The sequence below is a fragment of the Paenibacillus sp. 22594 genome (genome assembly GCF_052044425.1).
Classification (GTDB): domain Bacteria; phylum Bacillota; class Bacilli; order Paenibacillales; family Paenibacillaceae; genus Paenibacillus_AQ.
On the sequence record NZ_JBQENA010000004.1, the window covers coordinates 592,653 to 607,148 of the forward strand.

The 14,496-nt window shown below is 56.1% G+C and carries 7 protein-coding genes; all 7 read right to left on the reverse strand.

Going from position 1 to position 14,496, the window contains the following annotated elements; genetic code table 11:
* Window positions 1–93 precede the first annotated feature (93 nt).
* Window positions 94–3,171, reverse strand: coding sequence for a GAP1-N2 domain-containing protein (locus ACTJKB_RS16800; RefSeq protein ID WP_440835491.1), 3,078 nt, complete (start codon window positions 3,169–3,171; stop codon window positions 94–96).
* Complete coding sequence (locus tag ACTJKB_RS16805) at window positions 3,168–4,430, reverse strand: hypothetical protein (protein WP_440835493.1); 1,263 nt, start codon at window positions 4,428–4,430, stop codon at window positions 3,168–3,170. Before ACTJKB_RS16805 ends, ACTJKB_RS16800 begins: the two co-directional genes overlap by 4 nt.
* Before the next feature lie 344 nt (window positions 4,431–4,774).
* The gene (locus ACTJKB_RS16810) at window positions 4,775–5,410 is read right to left on the reverse strand and encodes a beta-mannanase (protein WP_440835494.1); all 636 of its coding nucleotides are present in this window, start codon (window positions 5,408–5,410) and stop codon (window positions 4,775–4,777) included.
* Window positions 5,411–5,465: 55 nt separating this feature from the next.
* Window positions 5,466–6,743 carry a vWA domain-containing protein gene (locus tag ACTJKB_RS16815; RefSeq protein WP_440835496.1) on the reverse strand — a complete coding sequence of 426 codons (1,278 nt, stop codon included), beginning with the start codon at window positions 6,741–6,743 and terminating at the stop codon, window positions 5,466–5,468.
* A 79-nt stretch (window positions 6,744–6,822) separates the two neighbouring features.
* Window positions 6,823–9,267 (reverse strand): transcription initiation factor TFIID, encoded by a 2,445-nt coding sequence (locus ACTJKB_RS16820; protein ID WP_440835497.1) that lies wholly within the window; start codon window positions 9,265–9,267, stop codon window positions 6,823–6,825.
* Between the two features lie 4 nt (window positions 9,268–9,271).
* Window positions 9,272–12,661 carry a tubulin-like doman-containing protein gene (locus tag ACTJKB_RS16825; RefSeq protein ID WP_440835499.1) on the reverse strand — a complete coding sequence of 1,130 codons (3,390 nt, stop codon included), beginning with the start codon at window positions 12,659–12,661 and terminating at the stop codon, window positions 9,272–9,274.
* A gap of 12 nt (window positions 12,662–12,673) precedes the next feature.
* Entirely contained in the window at window positions 12,674–14,491 is a 1,818-nt protein-coding gene (locus ACTJKB_RS16830; RefSeq protein WP_440835501.1) for a vWA domain-containing protein, read from the reverse strand.
* Window positions 14,492–14,496 lie beyond the last annotated feature (5 nt).

Below are 14,496 nucleotides of genomic sequence, written 5' to 3' on the forward strand. Positions count from 1 at the left end.
ATTAGCAAAAATCCCGAACTGCACGCGCCCCACACTCATGGCTAATCGTGCTGTTCAGGATAATGTGTTGAAAACATATTCTACTGCCACGCATCATTCGCTGTCCGTATCACCAGTTGCCTTAGGCGAAGGTTCAGCGCTTGAAGAGGTGTCCGCCCCGGCGCTCGGGGTGCTGACTGCTGCCTTGCCCGAAGCCGGCTGCAGGATCAGCTTGTACTCCCCGGCGATAATCATGTCGCCTGCGGCCAGCTTCGCGCCGGCCTCCAGCTGCACGGTCACCTCGAACGCGGATGCCTCCGGCACCGCTCCCGAGGCTCCGGGAGCTGCCGGCGCGGTGCCCCCCGCCGCCGGAGAAGGCGTGGCCGCGCTGGCGTTCCCGCCCGCGGCCCCCTTCACAACAGCGCTCGCAGTCGCGCCGGTCTCCTGTCCGGCACCCGTGTCGGTGCCGTCAGTCCCTGCAGGCGCGCTTGCCTCCGCGCTGCCTGCGGCTCCAGCGGCTGTATCCGCGCCGCTGTCAGACCCGGCCGGCGCACTCGCATCGGCGCCCGGCTTCGGCGACACGACCAGGCAGCTGCCTGTCGTCGCCGTGATCTTGTAGTCCTCCGTCACATCGCCGGAGGACACCACGCTGATCTCCGCCGGTTTGAAGGCGGAGCAGTCGGCGGCAGCAGCAAAGCTGAACACCAGGCTGCCGCCTGTTGTCCCGCGGCCCAGCCGGACGGTGGCGGGAGCTGGAGCAGCAGCCCCGCCTGTGGCGCTGGGCTGCGCGCTGCCTTCTGGCAGGGCCGTGTCCGCAGGGTCCGGCCGGAGCAGGCTGAACGCGATCATTACAGCGATCAGCACAATACCCAGCACGCTGCCGGAGATCAGGAGTTGAAATCGGCTGCGGCTGACCCACCGCGCCAGCGGCGAAGCCAGCTGGGAGCGCGCTTCGTTGTATACATTTTGCAGTGCCGGGCCAGCGGCGGCGGCATAGTTTTTGCGGAAATCGCGGCTTTTGAACGCCTCGCGGTCACTGCTCAGGAAATACTTCAGGATGGCCCGGCGGTAACCGGGCCACAGCTTTTTATTCGAAATAGAAAATAGCGGATTGCCCTGCGACCAGGCCAGGAAACGGTAGATTCTCTCTTTGTCGTCGCCCGCCTTGCGTTTTAGTAGTTCCATCAGTGTCTCATAATCCAGCGGTCCATCCGTTCGCTCACTGCTGTGATAGAAGGCCAGCGGCACACGTTCGAACGGCTCAATATTGCGCGATTCCTTCAGCCAGCGCCGTCCGAGCAGCTGCACATCATCCAGCTCTCTGGGCGATAGTCCGGCAAAAATCTCTTCTGCCGGCTTCTCCTCCCCGAACCAGCGGTAAGCTGCCCGGAGGGCGTTCGCCTTTTGCCGGGTAATCGCATCCAGCGGCGGCTGCCAGTCGGTAACCTCGCGGTAGCGCAGAAAAGATATCTCCAGCAGCTGCTCCTGTGTCAGCTCGTCCAGCGAGACCCGGTTCAGCAGGAAGCGGTCTGCGGCCGTCATCAGTTCCTCCAGCAGCGACAGGGCTTCGGGATAGAGCCCGCTTCCTCTGCGGCGCTCCTTTTCCGCCTTGTCCACGGAATCATGGATCGCTGCTACCGCCGTTACCGGATCAGCCTCCCGCTGCAGCTTCTCCAGCAGGTACTCCTTGACGGTATCGCGGACAAACGACTGCTGCAGCGCTTCCGGCAGGAACCTGCCAAAGTGTACCACAAAGCGCAAAATGTCAGCAGACCTTGCCGCTGTAGACAGCCGGGACTCCATGTAAGGCTCCAGCAGCGCCCGGCGAAAGATGGGCTGAGCCAGCACTCTTTTGAAGAAAGACGCGCTGAGCTCATCATTGCTCTCGATCATACCGTAAGCTGCTGCCAGTGCATCTTCACGGCCAGCAGACTGGGCATTGAGCATGCCGTTGATAAAATAATCGACAATCTTGACCCGGTAATTATGGCCCTTCAGCGTAAAATACTCCACAAACTGCTCCATGATCTCGGGCACAGGGATGCCTTTCTGCCGGATCAGGTCATATTCGCGGTCAAACCGCTCCAGGAACATATCGTTCAGCCGCACCCGCGAGGTAAGCGCACCCTCCGGCTTCAAGTAGGACAGCAATCCGCCCAGCACCGCCTGCTTGTTCTCTGTATACAGATCTTCATTGCCCTGCTCGATCTCATAGAATACCGCCAGCTCGTTGTACAGCGCGAGCGACAGCTTGCGCTCCACGCTCTCCCCGGGCAGCAGCGAATCGGCAAAATGTGCGAAATCTTCCAGTCCGCGTTCCGGCTGCTTCAGTGTTTTCCAGGCCAGCTCGGCATAAGGCTGACGTGAATCGCCAAAGTCCGCATTCATGATCCGGCCCGAAGCGAGATCGAACACAAAATCCTTCTCGACGCTGCGGTCGCCAGGGCGGAGCGAGCTTTTTTCCACGAAGGTCAGATGGATGTATTTACGGCTTTTCGGCTCGCTTGCATAGGTGATCACACCCAGTCTGCGGCGGAAATCATAAGGCAAAGATGCAAAAAGCACCTCCGTCAGCTCCACCGCGCGCCGGGATAGCTCTACAATCGGAACATCCAAAGCAACATATATTTTCTTCTTCCCGGCCACAGAGACCATCACTGCCTGGAGCAGCGACTTGAACAGCTCCTCCGTAATGCCGAGCGCGCTCAGGATGGTCAGCGGATTCGTATTCCGCTCCTGCTCCAGGGCAGGAACAGCCGGAAGCTCCGGCAGTGTCCCGCCCAGCTCACCCGCATAACTGCCGGCAAAATCCGCATGGAGAAAGTCCCGGTAACCCTCCAGAATCTCCTCTGAACGGATGGGCGGCACCACAAAATTATGGGCAAAAAAAGCGCTCCGCTGCCCTGTGAAATCCGCCGCCAGATACCGGCTCTGCCCAATGACTGTATCATTCGTTTCCGTATGGAACAAATGCAGCGCGGCAGGATACAGCTCCTCATTCTTCTCGCCGCGCGCCGTCAGCTCTGCCGGAGCATCATAGAGGCAGAAGGGGTGCAGAATTTTTTTGACAAAATTATTGTCCAGGCTCTCTGACTTCGCTACCGTATCGAATCCTTCTGTCGCCCGGTACACCCCTCGCCGCTCCCGGGTATACATCTGCTGGGTGATCATGGACCCTGAAAATCTGTTCACGGCCCGTCGCTCCCCTCAATATAGTTCAGCTTGTGCAGCAGCCAGATGAAAGGCTCGTCCACACGGATCGGGCTGACCACACCTTCAATCTTCTGATTCACGGGATTGCTGCCCAGAGCCGACACGGCAAAATACCCCGTATTCGCAAAATACACATCCATCGTATCCTTGAACGGGCGGTCTACCTTCTCAATGAAGCGGCGGATTTCACCGTCGATGTTGTGGAACTCGTCCAGATTCAGCGTTTTGCGGTGCACATAGTTATTGAACACATTGCTGTTGGACTTAATATAGTCGCCGTCCTCATCCTTCAGTGAATGCAGCATGTCGCTCTTGGCGAGCACGACTGCGGTCGGGATATCGGTTTTGCTCTTCTCCTGATAGGCGATGAAATCACCGAACATGGTCAGCACCACATCGCGCGGCTCGTCATACTGCGAGACCCATTCCCCCGGACGGTCCCCGAAGTTGATGCGGATCTTCTCGCGGATCGAGCGGATCTGCAGCGGATCGACCATGAACAGGATGCCGGCAGAATTCTTGATATGCTGTCCGTGCAGCCCGAGATAGTCCTGATCGACCATACCTTCACCCGCGACATCGAAGAATACCAGCGTCAACGGCGGCTTGGACTCATCCTTGAATACAAATTGGAAAATAAACGGCTCCTGCATTTTCTCCTTCTGGGTCGAAGCCAGCAGATCGCCCCGCTCGAACAGCGGTTCTTCATACAGCGTGCGGAACTTACGGCTGATCTCGGCATTCAGCGGCATGCAGGCTGCGTCAAAATGCCCCGCCGTCGTATGCTGGAGCGTATGGATCAGCGAGGTCATGTACACTGACTTCCCGACCTGGGAAGCGCCGATGATCGAGATAATATTGCTTGGCACCTTGCCTGCGGTCACGGGCAGCTCATTATGGCAGGATGGGCACAGCCGTCTGCGTGTAAGCACACCATAACGGTCGGTGATGCCGGTCAGCACATGGTCCGTATAGTGGTGGTACTCCTCCGGAATATCCGCCGGATTCAGGATGGCTTCCATATCGTCAACCGTATCGAGGCCGAAGCGCTCGCGGTATTTGTTGAGCGCATCGTCTTCACCCAGCGCATAATTCTCGTCATCCTCACGGCTGTGCATAGCCCGAAACACCACATCCTCCGGCTGGAACCGGGTGAAGCAATACGGACAGACAATATCATAAAAAAGCGGCCGCTGCTGCGGCTGATTCTTTTTCTTAAACCGGTTGAAAAAAGACATCTCTTGTCCTCCTAAAAGTTTTGCAGAATACCCGCTTCTTCGAGAATGCTTTACAGCAAAACTCGCTTCGAAAGCATACACTTAAGTTTTGTGAGCTTCTGCTCCCTTGAGTCGCTTCGAACAAAGCTCGCTTCGGAAGCATTTGCTTAAGTTTTGCAGAATACCCGCTTCATCGAAAATGCTTGCGGCAAAACTCGCTTCGAAAGCATACGCTTAAGTTTTGTGAGCCTCTGCCCCTTAACTTGTGTGTGCTGAACGCTCGGCAGGGCCGCTGACTTCAGTACCTGCGCCCAGTGATCCCCTTCCGAATGCCTTGCATCACGTCAGCAGGGCATTCCCTCCACTTATTCAGGTATCAGTTCGTAATACAAACCATATTTGCGGCCATCCGTAAAAAAGATACGGACAGCGTCCTCTTTGCCGATTTCAATCGGCGGCAGCACGTTGCGTCCGGCGGCAAAATCCTGGACGAACGGAAAGAGTACGCCGTCCTCTTTGGACGCCGGAAATCCGCCCCGTTTTTTCACATAGCACAGTACCTCTTTGGATACGGGCACTTCGGCCGTGAGCGTCATATGTACTGTTTTTTGCTTGCCGAACAAGCTTTTTTTCTGCTGGATGGAGTAGTAGATCCGCGCTTTGCCGGCACTGACCAGCGTACGGTTGGCACCATCCCGCTGGCGAACCAGCAGGATGTCTCCGCCATCGGCAAGCCGGACATAAACGGTATAGACAACCAGGCCGATGTCATCCAGCCGGTCACGGTATCCGTTGTTCGCCTTGTACTCCTCACGGGTATAGAGCTTCATGCCAGGAGGAGGAAGCTCCAGGCTGTCCGGCGCCTCCGCAGGTGCCTTATGAATGTAGACTGCCTGCACGCCGTCCGGCCAGTGCCACCGCAGTGTACAGAACCTGTCCTCCACCCGGGAGGACACCTCCGTAATTGCCGGTGTGGAGGAATCAACCTCGGCGTACCTCATGAATGTAGGCTCCTTTCAGTATCACTTTCGGTATCTTTCAATGTCTCTTTCACGATCAGAACCCTTTGCTTCCCCGATTTCTGCGTGAAGACGGGAAGCCGTCCGACGATGGCGAAGGAACTTCTGCGCCTCTTCCTCTTTTGCGGGAAAGACGCCCTTCTCCGAACGGTATCACAAAGGTGAACAATGCAATGACAGCAGTTAGAACAAGCAGAGCCAGCAGACGGGTCATGGCATCCCCAAAGGAATGGCCGTCCAGGCCAAATTCCAGAATGAGGCCAGCGAACAGGCCGGATACTGCGCCGCCAACGCCAAAGCTCCGCGCCAGATGACGATTATCAAACACAATGCCAAGCCCGATACCGAGAGCCGTACCTACCAGCAGCAGTGCCAGAATCCGCACCCCGGCATAATACGGGCTGTCCGCCGTTGAATCACTGCGCACCGTCATCAGCGTCCGGTCACCCAGCCGGTCATAGATTTGTTGAAACACACCGCCGAGGAGCTCTGCATTCGTTACATCATAATACTGCCCGCCGGTTGTGGTGGCGATGTCCTGAAGCAAAGCTGGTCCCGAAGGATCATCCAGTGCAAGGCCAATGGTATTGACTGCAATCCCGCGGTCCACATACTGCGCTAGTTCCTTCGAGGTATCAAATTGGCTGAATCCGTCGGACAGCATGATTACCATAGCTCCACGCCCGGATGTATTGTCACTGTTTATGACACTCATGGCTTCCGTAAGCGCGGCGCTGAAGTTCGTACCACCTTCTGTAGTCTGCAGACTGCGAATAACCGAAGTTACCTTCTCACGGTTCGCAGTGCTGGACAGCGGGACCAGCGGCTGAACCACTGCGGCCTCCTGGCTGAACGTCACCACGGCTACCTGGTTATCTTCATCCATGCGCTGTACCAGCGCTTCTGCAGCCGTATAACGGCTGTTGCCCGGATCGCTCTGCTTCATGCTGCCGGAGTCATCAATGACCATGACCACATCTTTTACCGGTCTCACGCCGCCGAAGTTCAGCTCATACACAAATTCCGTTACGGTGCCAACCGCGAACAGCATCACCAGCGTTACGGGCAGCAGCTTCCACGATAAGCCCAGATACCGCTGCTTCCACGACAAGCCGTTCAATCTGGGCGAAATGATCTCTGCAAGTAAGCTACCCAGCCCGACCCCAAGTGCCACAATGGCAAAATAGATGCCGATCAGTATGATCGACGGCAGATCATAAGGCCTGCTGTCCAGCAGCAGCTCACCTAACACAAAGGCAACTCCACCGCCAAGCAGACTGAAGAGGAGCAATAGCAGATTGATTTTTCGCTGCATCGATATCCATCCTTTCCCGGAAAAACTTGAATTGAGCTTATATTCATTCTTGTGGCCATGACTATCTGCTTCCACTCACCTACCTCAGCTTCGGCAGCTCTTCTTCGCCTATACCATGCAGCTTGTAGCCGCTAGTGGCGTAGGTCTCATAATAGACTTTGCCGTTGCGGTAATAGAGGAGATCCTCCAGATGGAAGCCGCCCATCAGGTTCAGCTTCTCGACACCGCTTCTGCGCTGCTCATGCACAAATCCAAGCCGGTAAATGCGCGTCGTCTCATCCGCGCCGAAGGCATAACGCAGGAATTCGGAGCCGCTGTCACCGAAGAAATATTTCTCCTCATGGCGGTGCTCCTGCGTATATTCGAACAGGCGGACATTGATGCTCGCTTCTTCCTCCAGGCTGCGGTAGAGCCGTTTGAAGAGCTCCTCCCTGGAGACTATTTCACGGTTCTCGTAAGCCGCCGCGACATTGGCGCGCCGCAGCAGTTCTTCCTCGAACGGCAGTGCGAACGGCTCCGCCGTCAGCAGCTCGAGGCGGCACAGCTGGGTAAGCCGCTCGGCTACTGCCGCGCCCCCCTGGCGGAGCAGGCCCGAGATGCTTCCCATGAACCGCTCGCTGAAGAAAATACCGGGGCCGCGCCGTGCTTCAATATCCCGCATGACTTCTTCCGTGACGGTCCGGTAATACTCCATAATGTTCTGGTCCACCGTCTCGCCCGTCCGGCCGATGCTGTCAAGCGCCAGACCGCGCAGATCCTCCTCCAGCGCTTCCATGGTTTGCACCTTGGCTTTGCTGTCCGCGTGCAGCTGCTCCAGCGCCGCATCGTAGCGCAGACACAGCGCAAGCTCACTTTCCATGCGCAGCAGCTCATATTTCCGGCCGTACACACTTGCGAATAAATAATGAATGAAATTGCGCACCGTCCGTTTGTCCAGCAACGGCACGCGCTGGAACGGCTGGCGCTCCACGCTCTCCGCGTAGAGCTGATCCAGCTCCTCCTGCGCGGAGAGAATTGCTGAGCGCAGTCCGGCCATATGCTGGCGCAGCGCATGCAGTACACTGCCCCCGCCGCCCTGCTCGGCGGTCCATTCCGCCAGCTGGTAGAAGGTCAGCGGCGGAACCGCCTTCTCCTGGTCCGCCAGTAGAGCGGCCCACTCGCGGGCAGGATCGAGAGCCGCCGCCCGCCGCGACGCCACATCCGCAAAGTTGCTGCGGAAATAGGCCTGCCCGCCGTCGCCGAACAGCAACGTCTCGGCCTCGAGCAGCGACAGCGGCTTCAACTCGCTATAGGAGGGCCGGCCGTGGCTCATCAGCCCGGTCATCTCTTCTATCCCCGCTTCATCCGGAAGCAGCGAAGCTGCCCGTTCACGCAGGGAATCGGCGCTTAGGCCGAGCAGAGCTTGACGCTCGCGCAGACTGACTGTTCCGCCTTCCTGCAGCTTTGCGGCCAGATAATGAAAGGCATGAGCCAGCACCGCGAGAGCGATTTGCCGGTTCGGTCTGCGCACTGCCGAGAACCCGGCAGATGCGTAGCCCTGTCTTCCGGAGCTGCCCCGGATGCCGCTTTTGAAGGTCATATTGTTGTAACCGCCGTGTCCCGTAGCCGTATCTGTAGCCGGGCGTACACGGTTTTTGAGCAGGCTGATATGGGCGATAATTTCGTAGTTGTCGTCCATGCCGTGAGCAGACATCATCCCCCGCTCGTTTTTGTCCGAGAGCAGATAGACGAGATCGAACAGCGGAGAAGGACCATGAGCTACAGGTATGGACAGCCCGTCCTCCGTGACCAGCAGCGGGGCACTGAAGGCATAATCCGACTGCTGCATCCCGTCCAGCTCACGCAGAAAAGCCAGCCCTACCGAGCTGGAATAACCGAAGTTGTCCCCCTGCTCCCGCTCATTGATCAGCGCGTACAGGTCGGTCTGCACCGACTTGAAGGACTGGCTGAGCACCGCGCGGGCCAGCAGGGCAACCTCAGGCAGCAGCACGTTAAGCGGGTCATCGACCCGCGTAACAATAGAGAGATGGATGACGTCAAAAGAGGAATACAGCCGTCCATAATCCGCTATGCTGTTGCTTAACCGCCGCAGGCTCCGGTTCAACCCGGCCAAAAACCGGCTGTCTTCGTGAAACTCGCGATAGAGTTCCTGACGGACGGTGCGGGGATCACGCCCCGCCGTTTCCGGCAGGGTCATAGCCAGGACCCGTTCTCTTCTGCCACTGCCGCCTTCAGGCTGCACCTGATTCCCGTCATGGGCATTTCCAGCCTGAGCCTGAATACCACTGCCAGACTGGCCTGTGCTTCCAGCGGATGCGGCATGCAGCGCCATAATACCGCCCGCATTGTCCCATTTCCGCTCACAGCTGTCCAGCACCGGGCCGATGGCCGGGGCTACTTTGTCACCCAGGAACAGGAACAGGGCAGGATAATGAATACTGCTGCGCCCGTCCCCTTTGCTGCGCTGCGCCTCTTCCTGGGCCGCATATTGCTGCGCATAGGTTAATGCCTGTGCTTTGATCATAGGATTACTTCAGCTTTCTGCGGATGCTGCCAAGCTTGCCGGTCAGGCTCTTGTAGAAGCTGTACATTTCATCGCCGTCCGCATGCTCTACCCGCTCATATTCCAGACTGTCGCGTGCTTCCAGGAAGGACACATACAGTCCTTCCAGTTTATACAGCAGCGGAGTCACATCCTCGGCAGCGGTCATTTCCCCGGCACGGCGCGCCGCTTTGCGCAGCAGCAGGCTGCGGCTTTTCTCGTCCAGACCGCGGAAATGACGGTAGACGGCATACTCCACATAGCTGCGTTCCTTCATCAAGTTGGCGAACGGCTCCCAGGCGTCTTCGTCCTCATCACGGTCATAGACGTAGAGCGCACCCTTTTTGGTGATCGTGTCCGTGTACAGGGCTTCAATAAACTGGTCGATCCACTTGTCTTCGTCGAGATATTGATGGAGAAGTCCATCCAGCTCGGCCGCCTTCGCTGCCAGTGCCTCATATTTGGCCAATTCTTCACGGACACGCGTAATCAGCTGCGGCGAGCGAATGAGATTTTCCTGGGCCAGATCCTTGTTGATGCTGCCGAAAATATCCTTAACCCCTTCGCGTTCCAGCCCGCTTGCGCGCAGCGACTTCAGCTCGTCAGCCGCCTTTTTCACTTCGCCCAGATTTGGACGAGCCATGCCAAGCTGCAGGTCATAGCCGCTAAGCATTTTATCCACATCAAACGGCTTCGTGAAGACGACCGAGAAACGGCTGCTTGTATTTTCGTCGAGGCCTTTTTCAATAATAACCCCGATCTCAAGCGCTCTGGCGAAATCAGCCCGGACTCTGGCATTGTAATCCCGGACACGGGTGTTAACGTAAGTATCCCCCCATGATTTTTCCGGAATCGGTGAAGGCAGATAGGTCCAGTTGTTCTTGTCGGTCATCACCAGATGGCGGCCAATGCCTTCCTTATCCAGAATCGTCCGTTCATAATTCTCCTCGAATACCCGCAGCGGCGTATATACGAACAGTGGCACCCCGTTGCGCGTATTGAGCCAGAAAATCCGGTTCTTCACCTGACTTTCCTTAATCGTGAACTGTGATTTGCCCAGCGCGTTATTCTGATAATTGCGGATTCCCTTCAGAATGCCCGGCGCCTTGACCGGCACGGAGACAAAACCCCACGACGGGAAATGCAAACTGCCGGAGCTGTTGCTGAGATGGAAAATCGGCACCGCATCTTCATCCAGACGTCCGGCGATAATCCGCTCCACGAACTTGTCCAGCGGTTCCTCACGGCCGTATTTCATCACCAGGAATTCTTCCATGGAACGGGTAATCAGATCACCGAACTTATCGCTGAGGAACTCTGAAATCGAGCGCACAATGTCGATTTCCTGCTCCTTGACCCAGCGCCCGGAATGCTTCAGCATCTCCCGTGTGAAGTCGCGGATCAGATCGTCGCCGTCCTTCTGGTCCATCACCTTAGAGATGGTTGAGGCAATATCCGGCACGTTAACGATATTCCAATAATAGGTTTTGTTCCCTTTTTGATCGGCCTGTTCTTCACCATTGATCAGAATATCGCCATTCTTCTCGAAGATCGTGCTGAGCGCACTGAGAATCTCTGTGAACACACCATAAATCCGGTTGTTCTCTTCATTGAGCAGCTCAAACAGGTCTTCATAGAACTCAATCATCTGTTCAGTGCGCTCTACGTCGGCATGCAGCCAGTATTCATTGATCTTGGCTTCAATGTAGGCATTTTTCTTCTTCTCCTTGGAGACAAAAGCGCTCCGCGCATCGCCCAGCTTCTCCTGCGCACTGTCCTGTGCCGTCTCAATATCGCGCGGCAGACGCAGCAGGCTCTCGCGCAGCGCTTCAATATAAGACTGGATCAGCTTCAGAATACAGAAGCCCTTTTCGGTATAGAGCAGCCGTGACACATAGAACGGACCCTGCTCAGGATGCAGGAAAATACGCTCCAGTTCTTCACCGAAGCGTCCGGTAATCTCTCCGGGAAGCTGCTTCTTGGACTTGATATATTCCTCACGGGCACGGGCCAGAAAATTCTGCTCCAGTTCCGTATCCATGTCCACCACCTGGTGCTTGATGACATTGCTGTGATTCAGGCGCTCGCTGTTCTCATAGCCGGGCAGCGGCTCCGGCACACGGGATTCGAAGGTCTTGATCATGCTGTCGAGGTCGATCCCGAGCTTGCGCGCAAGCTTCTCCACATCCTCCTGCCCCGGAGCCTGCTGGAACATTTTGTCCATCTTGTCGAACAGGCGGAATGCCAGATAGGTTGTCATTTCTTCAATCGGCAGCACCGCGGACGAAGCGCCGATGATGTTGTATTCATAATTGGCAGGATAGGTCTTGTTCATCTGCGCAATATTCGTGCGGATGTTGCTGATATAGTCGTGGATGGCGAATTCCTCGCCCGACTGTTTTTCCTCGCTGGCCATGAAGTTCGTGATATTCTCCGCTGTCACATTCATGCAGTAGTCATAGGCGTTCTCCAGCAGCTTGCCTTCGGTATTGGTCGCGGAGATCAGATGGCACAGGTTGAACGGAGGCAGCGGCGAGTTCACAGTCAAAATATTGCCATACTGCTGGCGGAATCTCTCCCCCCGGCTGTCCACGTTCATCCAGTAGTCCAGCTCTTTGAGCGCCGCATAGCCATTCTTGCGGATATATTCACGGGTGTGCTCGCTGAGGCTTTTGTTCGCCAGATTCACATCTGGCGTGAACAGGTAGCCAAGTGTATTTACACGGTCGATACCGGCTGAGCCGTAATCCCGTTCAATAATCCCGCGTACGATATAGGCGATATCCAGAAAAGCCCCGCTGCCTGTTCCGCCAGACAAGCCGGTGAGCAGGAAAACCATCAGCTTCTTGCTCGTGCCGACGGACAGCGTCTTAATCTTCTTGTCGATGGCCGCTACCACCTGGTTAATCTTCGTGAACAGCAGCAGGCGTCCGGCCTGACGCACCCCGGCGGCTCCGTTCATGCCATCGGTAATGCTCAGCTCCGGCGACAGCCAATCCGTAATATAAGGCTCCAAAATGCTGCGGTTCTGCAGCAGTCCGCCGATTTCCGCATTGGCCAGCAGCACAAATTCATTCTGCGGATCGAGGCCAATGCCTTTGTACCTCTTCCCGCGATCCTGCTCATTCGTCTCGAACGCCAGGAATTCCACATTGTCCGGCTTATCCCTTTTCTTCTTGGACAGCGGATCTTCCGGCAGCTTGAAACGGCGGTTAATCTGATATTTCAGCCGCAGTAGGGCATCAATTCCCGTGCCGCCAAGGCCAATGATGAGGATTGGGTTGTCAATGGTGTCCACTCGGATTTTGTCGCTGACGATTCCTCCGCCCAGCGATACGTCGAGCTGCTGAATATGTTCTCTTACTACCGGTTTCATACGTGCTCCCCCTTATATCAAATACTCCAGTAAAATCGTCTTATCCACCGTAGCCAGAGCCACGGAAATGCGGTCGCCGCTTTTCAGTTCCAGGCCGCGCGTCACATCGGCGACGCGTCCTGATTTTTCGACGGAAATCCCTTCGCTGCCGCGCAGCATGAGGCGGTCATTTTTGCCCGGAGTGAATACAAGCTTCTCGCTCTCCTTCAGCTCAGGTGCCAGCTGCAGAAGCTGATGCAGGGTGAACTTGCCCCGGAAAGCTGAGAGCTTCTTGTACTGCGGATAGGTTTTCTCCCCGGTATTGCCGTCCAGAACTTCTACTACCATCTGCCCTACGAAGCCGCGGTTTGATTGCTTACGCAGCATCCACAGCACCACAGCCGCGGCCAGTACCAGCACGATCCCGCCGATAATATAATAGAGAGTTTTGGAAGAAGACTTATCCTGTGCAGGCTCACTCACACCCGCTCCTGCTGCCGGGCTCGTCGCCACAGCTCCTGTCTTGGCGTTGATCTTAAGAACATCACTCTCGCGGTAGAAGCTGCTCTCCTCCGCCCGCACCTTCAGCTCATAATTATGGCTCTCCGTAATCTTGAAGGAGCCTTTGAACACCGCGCCGGTGTTATCCATCGGAAGCTCCTGCACCTTCCCCGTATCGGTATCCGTAGCAAGCAGCACCGCCTTCATATCTTGATACAAATTGCTGAGTGTTACCTGAGCTCCATTGCTGAACAGGTGTGAAGAGATATCTACGGTATCGCCTTTCTGGTAAGTCTTGGATGACAGTGCATCCAGCTTCAGCTCCAGATCATAGTTAAAGACGAGATTGATATCGATCTTATCCTTCGGCACGCCCTTCACCTGAAGCTTCCAGTCCCCCTGCTCCGGCGACAGCAGCTTGATCAAGCTGTACGAGCTGGACTTGGAGAGCAGCACATCGTTAGACGGAATAGCCACTTCCTTGCCGGAGGGATCACTAAGCTTCGCCGTAACCGGCTGTGCAGACATAATGGAGATATTCGCCTCCAGCACACTTCCATTGGGAACATTTACTGTAACCTCCTGGTAGCTGCCGTTGGCTGTGATGGATTGTACCGGAACCACCTTCAGTTTCAAATGGTCGGCAAAAATTTCGCTGAGAATCTGCGGCAGGTCATCCGCCGAATCAGTGGTGAACGCCTTGCCTCCTGTTTGATTGGACAGTCCGGCCAGAATCTCCTTATTCAGCTTTCCATCAGCATTAAGGCCTATAGTATAGACCGGGTAGCCTTTCTGCTTGGCGGTGGCCACCGCAGCGTCCAGTTCCTGATCCGACTGGCTCTGCGTGCGGCCGGTTGCTTCATTAAGGTCATTGTTGCCGTCTGCCAGCATGACGATCATCGGCTCATGTGCCGGATCGCTGCCGTTCTCCAGCACCTTTACGGCCTCTTCCATTCCAACGGCAATATCCGTATAGGCTCCCCGGTCCAGACCGTCAATGAAATCCTTCAAATCCTGTTTGTCTCCGGCAGAGCCGATTTGCAGCAGTGCCTTCTCCCGCTGCACCTTGTCGGTATAGGCCACAATCCCGACCTTATCGCCTTGGGCAGACAGCATATCTATGAACATTTTCATCGCTTCATTTGCGATCTTGTTTTTGTCGCTCTTATTCATGGAATTGCTGACATCAATCAGCAGTACGGCATCAATATGGGATGGCGCGGGTGATGCCGCGCTGGCTCTCCCTGCCGCAAACGGCGCCGCTGAGATGCACAGCACCAGCAGCAGCGGGACAACATGCCGCAGTATGTTCTTGGCTGTCTTTGAAATATTAATCGGTGTACGAAGCATAAATA

Bases quoted from the DNA above. Each gene is read 5' to 3' on its own strand.
- ACTJKB_RS16805 (WP_440835493.1), bottom strand. From the start codon at position 4,430: ATGTCTTTTTTCAACCGGTTTAAGAAAAAGAATCAGCCGCAGCAGCGG.
- ACTJKB_RS16810 (WP_440835494.1), bottom strand. From the start codon at position 5,410: ATGAGGTACGCCGAGGTTGATTCCTCCACACCGGCAATTACGGAGGTG.
- ACTJKB_RS16815 (WP_440835496.1), bottom strand. From the start codon at position 6,743: ATGCAGCGAAAAATCAATCTGCTATTGCTCCTCTTCAGTCTGCTTGGC.
- ACTJKB_RS16820 (WP_440835497.1), bottom strand. From the start codon at position 9,267: ATGATCAAAGCACAGGCATTAACCTATGCGCAGCAATATGCGGCCCAG.
- ACTJKB_RS16825 (WP_440835499.1), bottom strand. From the start codon at position 12,661: ATGAAACCGGTAGTAAGAGAACATATTCAGCAGCTCGACGTATCGCTG.
- ACTJKB_RS16830 (WP_440835501.1), bottom strand. From the start codon at position 14,491: ATGCTTCGTACACCGATTAATATTTCAAAGACAGCCAAGAACATACTG.